An 18,433-nucleotide genomic window follows, 5' to 3' on the forward strand; every position below is an offset into this window, starting at 1 on the left:
ATCCTCGCGGACAACAAACCCCGGATCCCCTGACGCGCTGCGGCGCGCCCCGCGGCTTTCGCACCACCACGCTCGACGAGGAGTCCCATGACCGAGACCGCAGCCCGAACGCGGCCCGCATCCGCCCCCGACCCGGCGTCCGCGCCGGGCACCGCCTCCGCCCGCCACGACGGCAAGGGCCTCGCAACCGGAACCCTCGGCCTCTGGGGCTCGACGGTCATCGGCCTCGCCTCCACGGCACCCGTGTACTCGCTCGCCGCGACGCTCGGCTGGGTCGTCCTCGCCGTCGGCGCGCAGGCGCCCATCGCGTTCATCCTCGCGTTCGCGCCCATGCTCCTCATCGCGTTCGCCTACCGCGAGCTCAACCGCGAGATCCCCGACTGCGGCACCACGTTCACGTGGGGCACCAAGGCGTTCGGCCCGTGGGTCGGCTGGATGGGCGGCTGGGGCGTCGCGGTCGCCGGCGTCGTCGTGCTGGCGAACCTCGCCCAGATCGGCGGCATCTACTTCTGGCTGCTCATCGACGAGTCGCTCGCCGAGGACCCGGTGGTCGTGACCGCGACCGGCGTCGTCTTCATCGCCGCGATGACCTGGATCAGCTGGCGCGGCCTCGAGATCGGCGAGCGCCTGCAGAACGTGCTGCTCGCCATCCAGTACGTCGCGCTCGCCGCGTTCGTCGTGATCGTCGTCGTGCAGTTCGCGACCGGCACCGCGCCCGCGACCGCCACCCTCCCGACGCTCGAGTGGTTCAACCCGTTCGGGTTCACGGACTTCTCCGCGTTCGTCGAGTCGATCCTGCTCGCGCTCTTCATCTACTGGGGCTGGGACACCTGCCTCGCCCTCAACGAGGAGACGAAGGACCCGAAGCGCACGCCCGGCCGCGCCGCCGTGCTCACGACCGTCATCCTGCTCGTCACCTACGTCGGCGTCACCGTCGCCGCGATGGCCTACGCGGGCCTCGGCAGCGAGGGCTTCGGGCTCGGCAACGAGGCGAACGCCGACGACGTGTTCTTCGCGTTGAAGGACGCCGTGTTCGGTCCGTGGTCGTGGCTGCTCGTGGTCGCCGTCATGATCTCGGCGGTCTCCTCGACGCAGACGACGATCCTGCCGACCGCGCGCGGCACGCTCGCGATGGCCGTCTACCGGGCCCTGCCCGCGAGGTTCGCGAGCGTCCACCCGCGCTTCAAGACCCCGTCCTTCTCGACCCTGCTCATGGGCGCGGTCGCCATCCTGTTCTTCGTCGGGATGTCGCTCATCAGCGACAACCTCATGCAGGACACGATCCTCTCGCTCGGACTCGCCATCGCGTTCTACTACGCGATCACCGGGTTCGCGTGCGTCTGGTACTTCCGGCGCACCCTCCGCGACAGCGCGCGCAACCTGTGGTTCCGCGGCATCCTGCCGTTCATCGGCGCGCTGCTGCTCTCGGCGGCGTTCGTGTTCTCGGTCGTCGACATGCTCGACCCCGACTACGGCTACACGGTGCTCTTCGGCGTCGGCGGGGTGTTCGTCGTCGGGGTCGGCTCGCTCGCGCTCGGCGCCGTGCTCATGGTCGTGTGGGCGCTCTTCCCGGCGTCGAAGCCGTTCTTCCGCGGCGAGGCGCTGAACGAGGAGACCGAGGTCCTCGTGCCCGACGACGACGAGCTCGTCATCGCCGACGCGGAGCGTCAGGTCGCGGGCCGGTAGTCGGGCTCCGACACGACGAGCGGATGTCGCGTGGCGAGCCCGCGGCATCCGCTCGCGTCGTCGCGGGCCGGCCGAGCCCGTCGCCTGCGCAGCTGCGCGGGAGGCCCCGTGTCATCCGCTCTCCTGCGCGGCGGGTACCCTCGTAGGGTGCTGAAGCTCGTCGTGCTGATCTCGGGCACGGGTTCGAACCTCCGTGCGCTGCTCGAGGCGTCGGAGGACGCCGAGTTCCCCGCGAGGGTCGTCGCCATCGGCGCCGATCGCGACTGCGAGGGGCTCGCGCTCGGCGAGGAGTTCGGGATCCCCGCCTTCACCGTGCCGTTCACCGCCTACGACTCGCGCGAGGAGTGGGGCGAGGCGCTCATCGCCCAGGTCCGCGCCTGGGGCGCCGACCTCGTCATCCTGTCGGGGCTCATGCGACTCGTGCCGCCCGCCGTGGTCGACGCGTTCAGCCCGTTCCTCATCAACACGCACCCCGCGTACCTGCCCGAGTTCCCGGGCGCGCACGGCGTGCGCGACGCGCTCGCCGCCGGGGTCACCGAGACCGGCGCGAGCCTCATCGTCGTCGACAACTCGGTCGACGGCGGACCGATCATCGCGCAGGAGCGCATCCCGGTGCTGCCGGGCGACACCGAGTCGACCCTCCACGACCGCATCAAGCCCGTCGAGCGGCGCCTGCTCATCCAGGCCGTGCTCGACATCGCCAACTCGCACCTCGACCTGAAGGAGCTCGCCCGATCATGAGTGGAGCACGCATCGACCCGAGCCTCTACCGCGAGCGGGACCTCGTTCCCGTCAGGCGAGCGCTCATCGCCGTGAGCGACAAGTCCGGGCTCGTCGAGCTCGCATCGGCGCTCGTCGACGCGGGCGTCGAGATCGTCTCGACCGGCGGCACCTCGAAGGCCATCGCCGACGCGGGGCTCCCGGTGACCCAGGTCGCGGACGTCACGGGCTACCCCGAGCACCTCGACGGACGCGTGCGCACCCTCCACCCGGCCGTGCACTCCGGCCTCCTCGCCGACCTCCGGCTCGAGCACCACGAGCGCGAGCTCGCGCAGCTCGCCATCGCGCCGTACGAGCTCGTCGTCGTGAACCTCTACCCGTTCGTCGAGACCGTCGCATCCGGCGCCGAGGCCGACGACATCGTCGAGCAGATCGACATCGGCGGGCCGGCGATGGTGCGCGCGTCGGCCAAGAACCACGCGAACGTCGCCGTCGTCGTCTCGCCCGAGCGCTACGACGAGGTCGTCTCTGCCGTGCGCGACGGCGGCACCACGCTCGCACAGCGGCGCGCGCTCGCGCGCGAGGCGTTCCGCCACACGGCGACCTACGACATCGCCGTCGCCTCGTGGATCGGCAACGTCGTCGCACCCGACCAGGCGGCCGAGGAGTCGCCGTTCCCCGCGTGGGTCGGCGCGGCCTGGATCAAGGACGCCGACCTCCGCTACGGCGAGAACTCGCACCAGCGGGCCGCACGGTACTCCGCGGTCGGCGGCCACCCGGGCATCGCCCAGGCACGGCAGCTGCACGGCAAGGAGATGTCGTACAACAACTACGTCGACGCGGATGCCGCGGTGCGGGCCGCCTACGACTTCGACGCGCCGGCCGTGGCGATCATCAAGCACGCCAACCCGTGCGGCATCGCCGTCGCGGCATCCGGCGCGGCCGACCCGATCGCCGACGCGCATCGCCGCGCGCACGAGTGCGACCCCGTGTCGGCGTTCGGCGGCGTCATCGCCGCGAACCGGACGGTCACGCGCGAGATGGCCGAGACCGTCTCGGGCATCTTCACCGAGGTGCTCGTCGCGCCGGGCTTCGAGCCCGAGGCGGTCGAGATCCTCACGCGGAAGAAGAACCTGCGGCTGCTCGAGCTGCCCGAGGGCTTCACGCCGCCGGTCACCGAGATCCGCCAGGTGTCCGGCGGGCTCCTGCTGCAGCAGGCCGACCGGTCGTTCGCGCCCGCCGCCGAGTGGACGCTCGCCGCGGGCGAGCCCGCCGACGAGGCGACACTCGCCGACCTCGAGTTCGCGTGGCGCGCGTGCCGTGCCGTGAAGTCGAACGCGATCCTCCTCGCCTCCGACGGCGCCTCGGTCGGCGTCGGCATGGGGCAGGTCAACCGCGTCGACTCGTGCAAGCTCGCCGTGGAGCGCGCGGGCGAGCGTGCGGCCGGCTCGGTCGCGGCATCCGACGCGTTCTTCCCCTTCGCCGACGGGCTGCAGATCCTCCTCGACGCCGGGGTGCGCGCGGTCGTGCAGCCCGGCGGTTCCGTGCGCGACGAGGAGGTCGTCGCCGCCGCGAAGGCCGCCGGGGTGACCATGTACTTCACGGGTGAGCGGCACTTCTTCCACTGATCGGCGGGGGGGCGCTCCGCCCCGTCCGCACGGACGTATCCTTGAGGTGAGGCGCCCACGAAGCGCCCGCACCGCCGCGCCCACAAGGCGATGAACAAGGAGAACGATCGATGACGATCACCCATGCCCCGGTTCCCTCACCCGACGCCGGGGTCCACGCCGCACTTCCCCTCGACGCCCCCGACCACGAACGCGTGCTCATCACGCGAGGTGCCCGATCGGGGCTCACCATCATCGTCGCGGTGCACAGCACCGCGCTCGGCCAGGCCCTCGGCGGTGCCCGCGTCTGGCACTACGAGCACTGGACCGACGCGCTCGCCGACGCCCTGCGCCTCTCGCAGGCCATGACCCTGAAGAACGCCGCGGCAGGCCTCGCGCGCGGCGGCGGCAAGTCCGTCGTCTGCATCCCCACGGGCGAGACCCTCGACGACGCGCGTCGCCACGACGCGATGCTCGACCTCGGCGACGCCGTCGAGTCGCTCGGCGGTGCCTACATGACGGCCGAGGACGTCGGCACGAGCGCGGAGCTCATGGCCCTCGTGCACGAGCGCACCGAGCACGTGTGCGGCCTGCCCGCGGAGCAGGGCGGCGTCGGCGAGCCGGCGGATGCCACGGCGGCCGGCGTGCACGCCGGCATCCTCGCCACGCTCGACCACGTGTTCGGCACGCGCGCCGTCGCCGGCCGGCACTTCGTCGTGGCCGGGCTCGGCCAGGTCGGCGGCCGCCTCGCGCGCGCCCTGGCCGCGGGCGGCGCCCGCCTCACCGTCACCGACGTGCACGACGGCAAGCGCGCCCTCGCCGAGGAGCTCGGCGCCGACTGGGTCGCCCCCGCCGACGCGCACCGGGTCGAGGCCGACGTGTTCGTGCCGTGCGGGCTCGGCGGCGTGCTCACGCCCGAGGTCGTCGACGAGCTCCGCGTGCGTGCCGTCGTGGGCGCCGCCAACAACCAACTCGCCGAGCGCGACGTGGCCCGGATGCTGCGGGGCCGCGGCATCGCCTGGGCGCCCGACTTCGTCGTGAACGCGGGCGGCGTGGTCTACCTCGACCTCGCCACGGCGCCGGGGATCGGCCAGGACGAACTCGATCGGCGGATCGCCGGCATCGGCGACGTCGTCGGTGCCGTGCTGCGCGACGCCGACGCGGCCGGGATCACCACGCTCGAGGCCGCCGAGCGGCTTGCGACGGCACGCCTCGACGCCGCGCGCTGAACCGACCCGGGGGAGCGGGGCGACGGGCCGCCGTCGCCCCGCTCCGTCGTCCCGTCGCGCGACGATCACGGCGCTCCCGGCCGTCGCCGGGCGTGCGCGGGAGGGTCCCGCGCGGCCGATAGGCTCGTGCGCATGACGCCCCCCGCGACCCAGCCTCCGGCCGTGCCCGCCCCCGATCCCGCGAGGGCGACCGTGGCGCGGCGCTCGGCCTCGGCGCTGGCGTCGGCCGGGGCGGTCGCGCTCATCGCGTTCGGCGCAGGCGTCCTGGCGAACCTCGTGTCGCGCGACCAGAACCCGGCCGTCCTCGCCCAGGTCGTGCCCTACTTCGTCCTCGCGGCCGCCGTGCTCTGGGGCCTGCTCAGCATCGGCAACGCGGTCGGCGCCCTCCGCGCGTGGTTCCTCGCCCTCCCCGTCGGGCTGACCTCCGGGGTCCTCGCGACCCTGATCGCCGCGAGCTCCAACGTGCTCTCGAGCGGCGTGCAGGTCTCCGCCCAGGTGTTCTCGCTCGTGCTGTCGAGCCTCCTCGGCCTGAACCTGCTCTTCATCGTCGCCGCGGTGCTCGCCGAGGTGTTCGTGGCGCCCCGGGTGGCGGAGTGGGTGCTCGCCCACCGCCCCCGTCGTGCGGCCCGCCGCGTGGCGCTCGTGCGGATCCCGGCGTCGAACCTCGGCGAGGGCGAGCTCACCCACCTCGAGCGCCGGCCCGTCGACCAGGCCCTCGCCGACGAGCAGTGGGACGACTACTGCGCGGCGCTCGTCGCCGAGGGCTGGGAGACGGTCGAGGTCGACGCGGCGCCCGACCTGCCCGACTCGGTGTTCATCGAGGACACGGTGGTCTTCTTCGAGGGGCTCGCCGTGATCGCGAACCCGGGCGCCGAGTCGCGCCGCCCCGAGGTCGAGGCCGTCGAGCGCACGGTGCGCGCCCTCCCCGGCATGGCCGTCGCGCGCATCGCCGCGCCGGGCACGCTCGACGGCGGCGACGTCCTGAAGGTCGGCTCCACCGTCTACGTCGGCGCGTCCTCGCGCACGAACGCCGAGGGCATCCGCCAGCTCCGCGGCATCCTCTCGCCGCTCGGGTACACCGTCGTCGCGGTGCCGATCTCGAGGGCGCTGCACCTGAAGAGCGCGGTCACGGCACTGCCCGACGGCACGGTCATCGGCGCTCCCGACCTGCTGGACTCGACGTCGCTGTTCCCGCGGTTCCTCGCGGTGCCCGAGCCCGAGGGCGTCGCCGTGGTCGTGCTCTCCGACGAGACGCTGCTGATGTCGGCGTCCGCGCCGCGGTCGGCCGCGCTGCTGTCCGAGCTCGGCTACCGGGTGGTCACGGTCGACATCAGCGAGTTCGAGAAGCTCGAGGGGTGCGTCACGTGCCTCTCGGTGCGGGTGCGCTGACCCGGTCGCCCTCCGCGTCGGGGCCGCCCGGCGCGCCGGCCGCTCCGGCCGCGCCGGCGGCGACGGCGCGGCCGTCGTGGAGCTCGACGACGCGGTCGGCCCGCCGCACGAGCGCGGGGTCGTGCGTCGTCACGACCGCGGCGACGCCTTCGGCGTGGACGAGCTCCGTGATGAGGTCCATCACCGTGGCCGCCGTACCGCTGTCGAGCTGACCGGTCGGCTCGTCGGCGAGGAGCACGCTCGGCCGAGCCGCCAGAGCGCGTGCGATGCCGACGCGCTGCTGCTGACCTCCCGAGAGCTCGTACGGGCGCTGCGCGGCGTGGGCCGCGAGGCCGACGAGCTCGAGCGCGTGCGCCACGCGCGCGTCGCGCTCGGCCACCGGCAGGCGCTGGAGGCGGAGCGGCACCTCGACGTTCTCGGCCGCGGAGAGCACCGGGACGAGCCCGAACGACTGGAACACGTAGCCGACGCGGTCCCGGCGCACCGCCGCGAGCGCGTCGTCGTCGAGCGAGCCGAGGTCGTCGTCGCCGAGGGTGACGCGACCCGAGGTCGGACGATCGAGTCCGCCGAGCAGGTTCAGCAGCGTCGTCTTCCCGGCGCCCGACCGGCCGGTGACGACGACGAGCTCGCCGGGGGAGACCTCGAGCGAGACGCCGTCGACGGCGACGACGTCGCCCGCCCGAGCGGCGAAGACGCGGCGGAGGGATTCGGCGCGCAGCGTGCTCATGGGGTCTCCTCGCGGTCGGCGCCCTCGGGGTCGAGGTCGGGGTCGGATCGTGGCGCGGTGTCCGGTGCGTCCGCGGGCGGCCCCGCGGCATCCGTCACCTCGTCGAGCCGGCGAGCGCCCTCGTGGCCGGGCCACACCCCGACGTGGTCGGGCTCGAGCGCGAGGCGCACGCGGTCGCGGAGTTCGAGGCTCGTGACGAAGTCGTGCGGCAGCTGCAGGCGGCCGACGCGGTCGAGCACCGCGAACTCCTCGGCGACCGCGTGCTCGGTGCCGTGCTCGTCGACGTGCGTCGAGCGCAGCACTTCGGTCGACGTGCGGCCGTCCCGGATCTGCACGGTGCGGCGCACGTGCTCGGAGACCGACGGGTCGTGCGTGACGATGAGCATGGTGACGCCGAGCTCCTCGTTGACCGAGCGCATGGCCTCGAGCACCGACGCCGAGGTCGCCTCGTCGAGCTCGCCGGTCGGCTCGTCGGCGAGGAGCACCTCGGGCCCGTTCGCGAGCGCGACCGCGATGGCCACGCGCTGCTGCTGGCCGCCCGAGAGCTCGGCGGGTCGCCGGTCGGCGACGTCGGGCACCCCGACGAGGTCGAGGAGCTCGGCGATCCGGCCCGCCCGTTCGGAGCCGCGGACGCGCCCGGCGACGCTCATCGCGAGCGCCACGTTCTCGGCCGCGGTCAGGTAGGGCAGCAGGTTGCGGGAGGTCTGCTGCCAGACGAACCCGACCGTGCTGCGGCGGTAGGCCACGCGCTCCCGGTCGCGCATCGCGAGCAGGTCGTGACCGGCCACTCGCGCGACGCCCGCGGTCGCCGTGTCGAGGGCCGACAGGATGGTGAGCAGCGTCGACTTGCCCGACCCCGATGCGCCGATCAGCGCCACGAGCTCGCCCGGGTCGATGCGCAGGTTCAGGCCCTGCAGGGCCTGCACCTCGACGCCGTCGGCGCTGAAGATGCGCACCAGGTCGGTGCACAGGATGTGCGGTTCCACGGCGGCCTGCACCATGCTCAGCCCTCCTCCTCCTTGCGCATCGCCCGCGCGGCGCCCACGCGCCCGCCGACGTGCGCGGCGACGGCCGCCGCAGCGGCCGAGACGATGACGGATGCCGCGACGACGACGCCCACGAGGGCCCAGTCGAACGTGACGGCGGGGGCGATCGCACCCCCGGTGAATCCCCGCAGGTCGACGCCCTGCAGCACGACGACCGGCACCAGCGCGCCGAGCGCGACGCCGGCGACGATCGCGACCGCCGTGACGGGGCCGATCTCCCACGCCACGATCGCCCGCTCGCCGCGGCGGCCGAGCCCGAGCGTGGCCAGCAGCGGCAGCAACCGCTCGCGCGCAGGCTGTCCGACGAGCAGGGTCAGGGCGAGCGCGAGGGCGGTGAGCAGCGTGGCCGCGGCGATCGCGGCGATGAGCCCGGCGCGGAGGCCCTCCGCATCGGGCTGCGCGCGCAGGCGGTCGGCCAGTCCCTCGGCGGTCGTCGCCCGGGCGCCGTCGCCGGCGATCGCGACGAGGGCGTCGCCGACCGCGGCGGGGTCGGCGCCCGACTCGACGCGGACCAGCACCTGTCGCGGCACGAGAGTCGCCGCGAACGGGTCGGCGTTGACGCGGTCGACGATGATCCAGGCGTCCCGCGAGGTGAACGGGCTCTCCGCCGACGGAGTGCCGAGGACCTCGAGCCCGCGCCCCTCGAGGTCGACGTCCTCCCCGTCGGCCACGGCCTCGGCGACCGGGGGCGACACGAGCACCGGCACCGGCTCGCCGGCGGCGGAGAGCGCCTCGGGCAGCGCGAGCGCGTCGGCGCGGCCGGCCTGCACCCGCTCGACCTCCTCCCGGTCGAGCACGATCACCGTCGTCGACCGGGTGCGGCCGTCGATGTCGAGCTGGGCCGGCGTCGTCGAGTAGACGGGGGTGATCGCCTCGACGCGCGACGTGTCCGCCATCTCGGCGAGCTGGTCCCGGGTGACCGGCACCCCGGAGATCGCGACGTCGGCGCCGACGCGCCGTTCGCTCGCGGTCGCGATGCCGCGGTCGAGGGTCGACAGCACCACGGTCGACGTGACCGCGACGGAGACGCCCACGACGACCGCGAGCACCGGGACGAGTCCGGCACTCGGATCGCGCAGGGCGCGCGCCGAGCCGAGGAAGGGCACGAGGCTGCGGCGGCGCGACATGCGCCGCACGAGCGCGCCGAGCGGCAGCGGATAGACGCGGAGCACGAGCACGCAGGCTGCGAGCGCGAGGAGCAGCGGCGCGGCGGCGAGCAGGGGGTCGACGCCGACCTCGGCCGCGCCGGCCGTGCCGCGCTGCAGGAGCAGCACGCACGAGACCGCGGCGACGAGCACGACGAGCGCCTCGACCACCACGCGCGCCCGCCCGGGGCGGCTCGCGCCGAGGTCGGCCCGCGCGCGTCGCAGCGGGCTGAGCTCCGGGGCTCGCGCGACGAGCAGTGCCGGCGGGGTGAGCGCGAACACGGCGGCGATCCACCAGCCGGCGATCCCGGGGACGCCGGGGGTGGCGGCCACGGCGATCGCCGCACCGAGCGCGGCGGCGGGCACGCCGATCGCGAGTCCCTCGGCGAGCAGCACGGTATGCAGTCGAGCGGGCGCGGCGCCGCGTGCGGCGGCGAGCTCGAGCCCGGTACGACGACGCTCGAAGACCACGCGGGCACCGAGCACGAGCACCGCGATCGCGACGCCGATCGGGCCCGAGGCGATCATGGCCAGCACCGCGTCGACCGCCGCGGCCGCGGCGACGGCGTCGACGAGGACGTCGCGGAGCCCGGTCGTGAACCCGACGGTGCCGACCGTGGAGACCATGAGGTACGGGACGAACGTGCCCGGCGGCGCCTCGGGCACGTCGACCTCGATCCAGCGTCCCGAGCCGAGCACCTGCGAGGTGCTCGAGAACTCGCCGAGCTGTGCGGCGAGCTCGGGCGCATCGGACGCACGGACGGCCGCGGCGTCCGTCGGGATCCACGACTGCATCTCGAGCGCCAGCGCGAACGGGGCGAATTCGGGCCACGATGCGGGGTCGAGCCAGGCCACCGCCGTGTACTCGGGCGGCGCGAGCCCGTTGTCGACGACGGAGGCCCTGAGCGCCGTCGGCAGGTGCGTCCACAGCCCATCGGCCGGGTCCGCCGCCTCGACCACGCCCGACAATCGCACGAGCACCTCGATGCCCGTGTAGTCGATCGAGCGGACCTCGCCGACCGGCCACGCCATGGCCTCGGCCACGGGCATGGCGAGCACGATCTCGATCGGCTCCTCGCGCGGCTCCTGGATCGGCCCGGGGAGCGGAGCCGGCCACTCGCCGTCGACGAGCACGAGGTGCGTGCGCAGTCGCGGGTCGAACCCGGGCTGGATCCGGTACTTCGGCGATCCGGGCCCGGCCCCGTCGACGCGGGCCTGGACGGGTCCGGAGACCGCGACCGTCATCGGGTCGCCCGTCGTCGACCGCAACGGCTCGGGCAGCGAGGCGCGGACCGCGGCGAGTCGCTCCTCGTGCCCGCCCCAGACGGCGTCGACGTCGGCGGGGAGGTCGGTGCCCGCGGCGGAGGGTCCGACGTCGGGCCCCATCGGCGAGCGGGAGACGAGATCGATCTCGGACGCCGGATGGCCCGCGAGGCGCGCCTCGAGCGCCTCGGTGTGCACGTCGGCGACCGCACGGGGTGCGGCGACCGCGAGGAACGCGCTCGCGCACACGAGCACCGCGAGCGCGATCGAGGGCAGCGGGCCGGCGGCGAGCTGACGCAGGGCCAGGCCGACCGCGGAGGTGCGCGAGCGCCGTCCGGTCATCGGTCCTCCGTCCCCGGGACCGCGCGGCGTGCCCGATCGGCGACCGAGCGCGCCGCGGCGAACGCGATCGCGAGGCAGCCGCCGACGAGTGCCGCGAGCGCGATCGCGAGCGGGAGCCACGAGGCGGTGAAGGTCGGCGCGAGCCCGGCGGCGGAGCCGGGCACCGCGGCCATGCCGAGCTCGGGTGCGGTGAGGAGGGCGACGGCGAGGCCGATCCCGAGGCCGATGACCGTCGCGGAGACGACGAGGCCGACGAGTTCGGCGCGACGCGCCGAGGCCTGGAGCGTCGACGTCGCGCCCAGCGCGCGCAGCACCGCGAGTTCGCCCGCACGGGCCGTGCCGAGCGCCGCCACGAGGCCGGCGAGCGCGACGAGCGCGAATCCCGCGGCGCCGACCGCCCCGATCCAGAGGGCCGTGATGGCGGGTGCGACGGTGATGGCGGCGGATGCCTCGGCGCGCGTGTCGACGTCGGCGGCGACGGCCGCGGCCTCGACGAGGGCGTCGGCCGTGCCGGCGGGGTCGGGTCCCGAGATCCAGAGCTCGCCGAACTCGGGCACGCCGGCGTCGTCGGCGAAGGCGGCGGTGGAGAGCGCGCCGAGGTCCACGAGGATGCCGGGACCGGCGCCGGGGATCACGGCGACGACGTCGGCGACCTCCGCACGGACGGTCGCGCCGCCCGCGCGGAGCCGGAACTCGATCGGGTCGCCGGGGTCGGCGGCCACCGTGCCGGCGAGCGATCGGTCGATCACGACCGGGACCGGCGCGTCCGTGTCGACCGAGCCGGCGACGAACCGGTCGGCGGGCGTGCGGCTCGACACGGCGAGGGTGCCGGCGAGATCTCCCGCGGATGCCGCGTCGGCGCCGATCACGTCGACCTCGAGCTCGCCGGCGCCGCCGGCCATCCGCGCCTCGACCCCGAGCAGCGTGATCCCGTCGACCTCGGGTGCGTTCGCCTCGAGGCGCACCTCCGACCCGGCGCCGACCGCTCCCGCCGGGACGGGCCGGGCGGCGCCGTCGGCGTCGAGCAGCCAGACCGAGATCGCGGCGCGCGGCGCCTCGGCCGCCGACTCCGTCATGCCGTCCGACGACGTCGGGGCCGGCGCCGCGGTCCCGCCGACGGACCGCACGGTCACGTCGAGCGCGACGGTCGCACCCGGCTCCACCGCGGGACCCCGGACGGGCAGGAGCGCGTCGCGGACGTCGGCGTTGAGGGGCGTGCCGGCGCCGGGCGCCGCGGCGGCGAGGCGATCGACGGGGAGCGCGACGATGCCCACCGGGTCGGAGCCGACGCGGGCCTCGCCGCGGTGCACCGGGATCGCGACCGCGTCGCCGGGCAGCTCGCCGAAGGCGTCGATCCCGGCGGGCGCGGCGCCGTCCACGACGTCTCGGCCGGCGAGCTCGACGCGCGCCTCGCCGCCGAGGGATGCCGCCGACGCGGCGAGATCGAACGCGCGCCAGGATCCGTCGACCGCGGCGCCGAGCGCCAGGCCGCCCGCCGCGAACGAGAGGACGAGGATCGCGGAGGCGTACACGGGGGTCCGTCGCGCGAGCTGCCGTGCGGGCAGCGCCGGGACGAGACCGGGACGACCGCCGGCCCAGCGTTCGAAGACGCGCAGCGCCGCGCCGGCGACCGCGAGCGCGGCGACCGCCAGGGCGAGCAGCACGAGCACGGGCGCGAGCGATGCGAGCGGGTCGACGCTCGTGCCCCCGGCGGCGGTGCGGACGATCGGCGACCCGTACAGGCGGAACTGCCAGAGCGAGACGCCGGCGAGCACGACGAGCAGCACGACGCCGCCCGCGGCCGCGGCGCGCCGGGCGCGCCCGGTCACGTCGCCCGAGCCCCGCACGACGGGACGCCGCGCGTCGACCCACGCCGCGCCGCCGTGCACCGCGACGACCGCGACGGCCACGCCGGCGGCGACCAGCCAGGTGACGGCGACGGCCGTCGCGTCCGCGGGCGCGAGCGCGACGAGGGCGACGGATGCCGCGAGCGCGCCGACCAGCGCGGTGGGGAGCGCGATCGCGAGCGCCTCCACCGCGGCGCCGCCCGCGAGCGACGCCGGCGACGCGCCGCGAGCGAGGAGGAGCGTGGTCTCGGCGCGCCGCTCGGTCCCGAGCAGCGAGGCCATCCGGAGCAGCGCCACGAGTCCTGCGACCCCGAGCAGCAGCACGGGCAGCGGCGCGAGCGCGCGCGCCGCGTCGAGCCCGGCGAGCACCGCGTCCAGCGTGTCCGGGAGGCCGCCCGAGCGCACGATCCCGTCGGAGCCGACGGCGGCGTCGGCCTGGAGGGCCGGCAGCACGAGCGGGATCGACGCCCGGAGCGCCGCGAGCTCGCCGGGGGTCGCGGTCGGCGGTTCCACCGTGGCGGTCCAGCGCACCGCGACGGCGGCGCGCGCGTCGACCGCGGCCGCCTCGTCCACGAGGAGGGGCCCGATCGCGCCGTCGCCCGTGCCGGTCGCGACGAGCGGATCGCCCGCCCACTCCGGCGCCCGGGGGTCGGTCGGGAGCCACGTCCCGACGACGAGCACGCGCACGCCGTCGAGCTCGACGGCGTCGCCCGGCGCGAGCCCCGCGGCATCCGCGGCACCCGCGTGCATCGCACCCGGGACCGCACCGGTCTCGTCGGCAGCCGCCCGGGCATCGGGCGCGTCCGGCCAGGCGCCGTCGACGAGCTCGGCGCGTTTCGCCATGCCGGGGTCCGCGAGGAGCGCCACGCCCGGGGCGGTCCCGGCGTCGTCGCCGAGCACGGCCACCGGGTCGGTCGCCACCGATCGGCGGACGTCGGCGCCGTGCGCGACGACGAACCGGTCGAGCACGCGCGCCGCGGCATCGGCCTGCGCACCGGCCGCATCCTCGTCGGAGGCGAGGCGCGTCTGCCACGTCACCGCGCCGTCCGAGCCATCGGCGACGGCGATCGCCGTCCGCGCGCCGGCCGCCGGCGCCGCGACGAGGACGCCGAGCGCCGTGGCGAGGAACGCCGTGAGCAGCAGGGAGACCGCGGCCGAGCCCGCGAGGACGCCGAGACGCGCGCGCGAGCGCGCCGTCAGCAGGCGTGCGGGGGACACGCGACCTCCTCATCGTCGGGTCGCACGCGCGGGCGCGGAAGGGCGCCGTTCCGTCGCGTGGCGGGATCGGGACAGCGTACTCCGGATATCGGGTCTTGTGCCCGCCGCCCGCTCGGGCATAATCTGAAGGGCTGTCCGCCCGGGGAACCATCCGAGGCGGGCGACGGGTTCGTGAACACGACGACGACGGAGGACGACATGAAGTACACCGGCATTCCCGCCCGCACGGTCGCGGCGTTCGGTGCGCTCGTCTCTCCGCACGTCGCTCCCGCCCCGGTCGTCCTGGGCTAGCCCCGGGCAACCTCCAGCCGGCGGGACGCCGGCCGATTCCCGTGCGGGGCCCGCTGCTCCGCTCTCGCTCCGTTCGCGCGCGACCATGCGCGCGGCATCCGCGTCTCCCTTCGACGAGTCCGCATCCGCGCGACCCGTCGCGCATCCCGGAAGGACCCCGGCGTGACCGCCACCGAATCCACCCTCCACCCTCCGCACCACGAGCGCACCGGGACCGTGCGTGCGCTCCTGCGGCTGCGCACGTACGTCGGACCCGCGATGACCGCGATCGTCCTGAGCATGGCGGCCTACCTCGTGGCGCAGCTCATCGCCCTCTCCATCCCGCAGGTGCTGGAGGCGATCGTCGACGGTCCGCTCGCGGACGGCGATCGGGAGGCCATCGTCCCGCTGTCGCTGCTCGTGCTCGGCCTGGGCGCCGCCGAGGCCGCGATGTTCGCGCTCCGCCGCTGGCTCGTCATCGGCCCGACCACGAGGGTCGAGGCGCGCATGCGGGACGCGCTCTACGCCAAGCTGCAGGACCTGCCGGTGAGCTTCCACGACCGGTGGCCGAGCGGCCAGCTGCTCTCGCGCGCCGTGAGCGACCTGGGCCTCATCCGGCGCTGGCTCGCGTTCGGCCTCGTGCTGCTCGTCATGAACCTGGTCGTGATCGTCGTCGGCGCGGTGGTGCTCATCTCGATGAGCTGGATCCTGGGCCTGGTGTTCCTCGCGTGCTCGATCCCGCTCTGGATCGTGGGCTACCGGTTCGAGGGCCGGTACTCCGAGGTCTCGCGGCGCAGCCAGGACCAGTCGGGCGACCTCGCCACCGCGGTCGAGGAGTCCGTGCACGGCATCCGCGTGCTGAAGGCGTTCGGTCGCGGCAAGCATGCGCTCACCTCGTTCCGCGCGCAGGCCGAGCAGCTCCGGTCGACCGAGATCGAGAAGGCGCGCCTGGACGCGAACATCTGGGTCTGGATCCTCATCGTGCCGGCGGTGGCCCTGGCGATCTGCCTCGTGCTCGGCGTCCTGCTGGCCGCGCAGGGGCAGCTCTCGGTGGGCCAGCTCGTGGCATTCTTCGCCACGGCGGCCGTGCTCGCGTGGCCGATCGAGTCCATCGGCTTCCTGCTGGCGTTCTCGCTCGACGCCCGGACCGCGACAGACCGGTACTTCGACATCATGGACAGCGAGAACGAGGTCCGGGACCCGGAGCACCCGACGACCCTGGCCGCGCCGCGCGGCGAACTCGCGTTCACCGACGTGCGCTTCCGCTACCAGGACTCGCCCGAGCGTTTCGGCGACCTGCTCGACGGCGTCGACCTCGTGCTGCGACCGGGCGAGACCATGGCCCTCGTCGGCCTCACCGGGTGCGGCAAGACGACCATGACGGCGCTCGCGACGCGGCTCTACGACGTCACCGGCGGGTCGGTCACCCTCGACGGGGTGGACGTGCGCGCGTTCCGCCGCGAGGAGCTGCGCCGGCACATCGCGATGGCGTTCGAGGATGCCACGCTGTTCTCGGCGTCCGTGCGGGACAACGTCCTGCTCGGCCGACCCGAGCTCACGGGCGACGCCACGGCCGACCCGGCCGTCGCCGCCGAGGCCGAGCGAGTGCTCGACGAGGCCCTGCGCATCGCGCAGGCGGGATTCGCCTACGGCCTGCCCGACGGCGTCGACACGAAGGTCGGCGAGGAGGGCATGAGCCTGTCCGGCGGGCAGCGGCAGCGGCTCGCGCTCGCGCGCGCCGTCGCCGCGAAGCCCGCGGTGCTCGTGCTCGACGACCCGTTGTCGGCGCTCGACGTGGCGACCGAGGCGCGCGTCGAGGCCGAGCTGCGCACCGTGCTCGCGTCGACGACCGCGCTCATCGTGGCGCACCGTCCGTCGACGGTCATGCTCGCCGACCGCGTCGCCCTCCTCGAGGACGGGCGGATCACGGCGGTCGGCACCCACTCCGAGCTCCTGCGCGAATCGGAGCACTACCGCTTCGTCATCTCCAGTCTGGAGGACGAGGAGCGTCGCGTGCAGGCGGAGGCATCCGACCTGATCGGCGGCGAGGGTCTGGATGCGCGGCCGACTGCGTCGGTCGCCACTCGACCACCGGAGGAGATGGAATCGAAGGAGGCGATCCGATGAGCACCGTGATCGGCGTACAGGGCGAGGAGCGCGACGAGTACTCGAAGGCGGAGTCGCGCTCGCTGCGCCGCCGCAGCCTCCGGCTGCTCGGGTCGCTGCTGCACCCGCTCCGGGCGCAACTCTGGGTGACGATGGCGGTCGTCGTCGTCTCGACGGCCGCCCAGGTCGCCGGGCCTGCGATCATCGCCTACGGCATCGACGAGGGCCTGCCCGCCCTCATGCAGCAGGACTGGCTGCCGGTCGGGCTCGCGGGCCTGGCGTACCTCGTCACGGGCGTCGTGGGCGCCTTCCTCATCGCGTGGTACATCCGGATGGCGGCGCGCGTCAGCCAGGCGGTGCTCATCGACCTGCGGACGCGCGTGTTCCTGCACACGCAGAAGCTCTCGCTCGAGTTCCACGAGTCGTACACGTCGGGCCGCATCATCTCGCGGCAGACGAGCGACCTCGACGCGATCCGCGAGCTCATGGACGAGGGCATCAACCAGCTCGTGCGCGGCCTGCTGTACATGCTGTTCACCGCGATCGCGCTCGTGTGGTTCGACTGGGTGTCGGGCCTCGTGCTCCTCGCCACGCTGCTCCCGCTCGCCCTGCTGACGCGCTGGTTCCAGCTCCGCTCGCAGCGGCTGTTCCGGCGTTCGCGCGTCGCGAGCGCCTCCCTCATCGTGCAGTTCGTGGAGACCATGACGGGCATCCGCGCGGTGCAGGCGTTCCGCTCCGAGCGGCGCAACGAGCGCACCTTCGGCGACCTCGTCGAGGACTACCGCGACGTGAACGCCCGGGCGCTCGGGCTCTTCGCCGTCTACAACCCGGCGCTCAACCTCCTGGGCTACGTCGCGGTCGCCGGCGTCCTGCTCATCGGCGGGTTCCGGGTGGTGGACGGCGCGCTCGAGGTGGGCGTGCTGCTCGCCGCCGTGCTCTACACGAAGCGCTTCTTCGACCCGATGGAGGAGCTGGCGATGTTCTACAACTCCTACCAGTCGGCCGCGTCGGCGCTCGAGAAGATCTCGGGCGTCCTCGAGGAGGAGCCGAGCGTGCCCGACCCGGCGGATCCGGTCGACCTGTGGACGGCCGACGGCCGGGTGCGGTTCGAGTCCGTCGAGTTCGCCTACACGCCGGAGCGCGTGGTGCTGCCGAGGTTCGACCTCGACGTGCCCGCCGGGCAGACCGTCGCGCTCGTCGGCTCCACGGGCGCCGGCAAGTCGACGCTCGCGAAGCTGATCTCGCGGTTCTACGACCCGACCGACGGCGTGGTCGAGCTGGACGGCGTGGACCTGCGCCGCCTGCACCCGAAGGACCTCCGCCGCGCGATCGTCATGGTCACGCAGGAGGCGTACCTGTTCTCGGGGTCGGTGGCCGACAACATCGCGCTCGGCAAGCCCGACGCGTCGTTCGACGAGATCGTGGCGGCCGCGAAGGCGGTCGGCGCGCACGAGTTCATCGAGGGGCTGCCGAACGGGTACGACACCGACGTGAACAAGCGCGGCGGGCGCGTCTCGGCCGGCCAGCGCCAGCTGATCTCGTTCGCGCGCGCGTTCCTCGCCGACCCCGCGGTGCTGATCCTCGACGAGGCGACGAGTTCGCTCGACATCCCGAGCGAGCGCCTCGTGCAGGAGGGCCTGCAGACCCTGCTGGCCGACCGCACCGCGGTGATCATCGCGCACCGACTGTCGACGGTCGCGATCGCCGACCGGGTGCTCGTCATGGAGCACGGCCGCATCGTCGAGGACGGGGCGCCCGCCGACCTCATCGACGGCACGGGCCGGTTCGCGGCGCTGCACGCGGCCTGGCGCGACTCGCTCGTGTAGCGGTGCGAGCAG

Annotated in this window: 11 protein-coding genes; 7 read left to right on the forward strand and 4 right to left on the reverse strand. The window is 74.6% G+C overall.

The window, feature by feature from the left end; genetic code table 11:
• Positions 1 to 87: 87 nt before the first annotated feature.
• The 5 genes from ACQ393_RS14750 (at position 88) to ddaH (ending at position 6,631) form a co-directional block, all read left to right on the forward strand.
• A complete protein-coding gene (locus ACQ393_RS14750) occupies positions 88 to 1,686 on the forward strand; it encodes an APC family permease (RefSeq protein WP_430647633.1) in 1,599 nt (532 codons plus the stop codon).
• Between the two features lie 147 nt (positions 1,687 to 1,833).
• Complete coding sequence (gene purN, locus ACQ393_RS14755; protein ID WP_430647634.1) at positions 1,834 to 2,427, forward strand: phosphoribosylglycinamide formyltransferase; 594 nt, start codon at positions 1,834 to 1,836, stop codon at positions 2,425 to 2,427.
• A complete protein-coding gene (purH, locus tag ACQ393_RS14760) occupies positions 2,424 to 4,034 on the forward strand; it encodes a bifunctional phosphoribosylaminoimidazolecarboxamide formyltransferase/IMP cyclohydrolase (protein WP_430647635.1) in 1,611 nt (536 codons plus the stop codon). The genes purN and purH overlap by 4 nt, the downstream gene beginning before the upstream one ends.
• Before the next feature lie 110 nt (positions 4,035 to 4,144).
• Positions 4,145 to 5,242 carry a Glu/Leu/Phe/Val dehydrogenase dimerization domain-containing protein gene (locus ACQ393_RS14765; RefSeq protein WP_430647636.1) on the forward strand — a complete coding sequence of 366 codons (1,098 nt, stop codon included), beginning with the start codon at positions 4,145 to 4,147 and terminating at the stop codon, positions 5,240 to 5,242.
• A gap of 132 nt (positions 5,243 to 5,374) precedes the next feature.
• A complete protein-coding gene (gene ddaH / locus ACQ393_RS14770; RefSeq protein WP_430647637.1) occupies positions 5,375 to 6,631 on the forward strand; it encodes a dimethylargininase in 1,257 nt (418 codons plus the stop codon).
• On the opposite strand, the gene ACQ393_RS14775 is transcribed toward ddaH, so the two are convergent.
• From ACQ393_RS14775 to ACQ393_RS14790, 4 genes are read right to left on the reverse strand one after another with little or no spacing between them, the layout of a single operon-like run.
• Positions 6,603 to 7,358 carry an ABC transporter ATP-binding protein gene (locus tag ACQ393_RS14775; RefSeq protein WP_430647638.1) on the reverse strand — a complete coding sequence of 252 codons (756 nt, stop codon included), beginning with the start codon at positions 7,356 to 7,358 and terminating at the stop codon, positions 6,603 to 6,605. The two genes, ddaH and ACQ393_RS14775, sit on opposite strands and share 29 nt — an antisense overlap.
• Entirely contained in the window at positions 7,355 to 8,359 is a 1,005-nt protein-coding gene (locus tag ACQ393_RS14780; protein WP_430647639.1) for an ABC transporter ATP-binding protein, read from the reverse strand. The genes ACQ393_RS14775 and ACQ393_RS14780 overlap by 4 nt, the downstream gene beginning before the upstream one ends.
• Positions 8,360 to 8,361: 2 nt before the next feature.
• Positions 8,362 to 11,154 (reverse strand): hypothetical protein, encoded by a 2,793-nt coding sequence (locus tag ACQ393_RS14785; RefSeq protein ID WP_430647640.1) that lies wholly within the window; start codon positions 11,152 to 11,154, stop codon positions 8,362 to 8,364.
• Positions 11,151 to 14,219, reverse strand: a complete 3,069-nt coding sequence (locus tag ACQ393_RS14790; RefSeq protein WP_430647641.1) for a hypothetical protein — start codon at positions 14,217 to 14,219, stop codon at positions 11,151 to 11,153. The genes ACQ393_RS14785 and ACQ393_RS14790 overlap by 4 nt, the downstream gene beginning before the upstream one ends.
• Before the next feature lie 453 nt (positions 14,220 to 14,672).
• Here ACQ393_RS14790 and ACQ393_RS14795 point away from each other — a divergent pair, with 453 nt between their 5' ends.
• Both ACQ393_RS14795 and ACQ393_RS14800 read left to right on the forward strand, forming a co-directional pair.
• Complete coding sequence (locus ACQ393_RS14795) at positions 14,673 to 16,616, forward strand: ABC transporter ATP-binding protein (RefSeq protein WP_430647642.1); 1,944 nt, start codon at positions 14,673 to 14,675, stop codon at positions 16,614 to 16,616.
• Positions 16,613 to 18,421: an ABC transporter ATP-binding protein gene (locus ACQ393_RS14800; protein WP_430647643.1), complete on the forward strand. Its 1,809-nt coding sequence runs from the start codon at positions 16,613 to 16,615 to the stop codon at positions 18,419 to 18,421. The genes ACQ393_RS14795 and ACQ393_RS14800 overlap by 4 nt, the downstream gene beginning before the upstream one ends.
• The last annotated feature ends 12 nt before the right edge of the window (positions 18,422 to 18,433 follow it).

The organism is Agromyces sp. GXS1127, assembly GCF_050565425.1.
In the GTDB taxonomy this organism is placed as follows: domain Bacteria; phylum Actinomycetota; class Actinomycetes; order Actinomycetales; family Microbacteriaceae; genus Agromyces.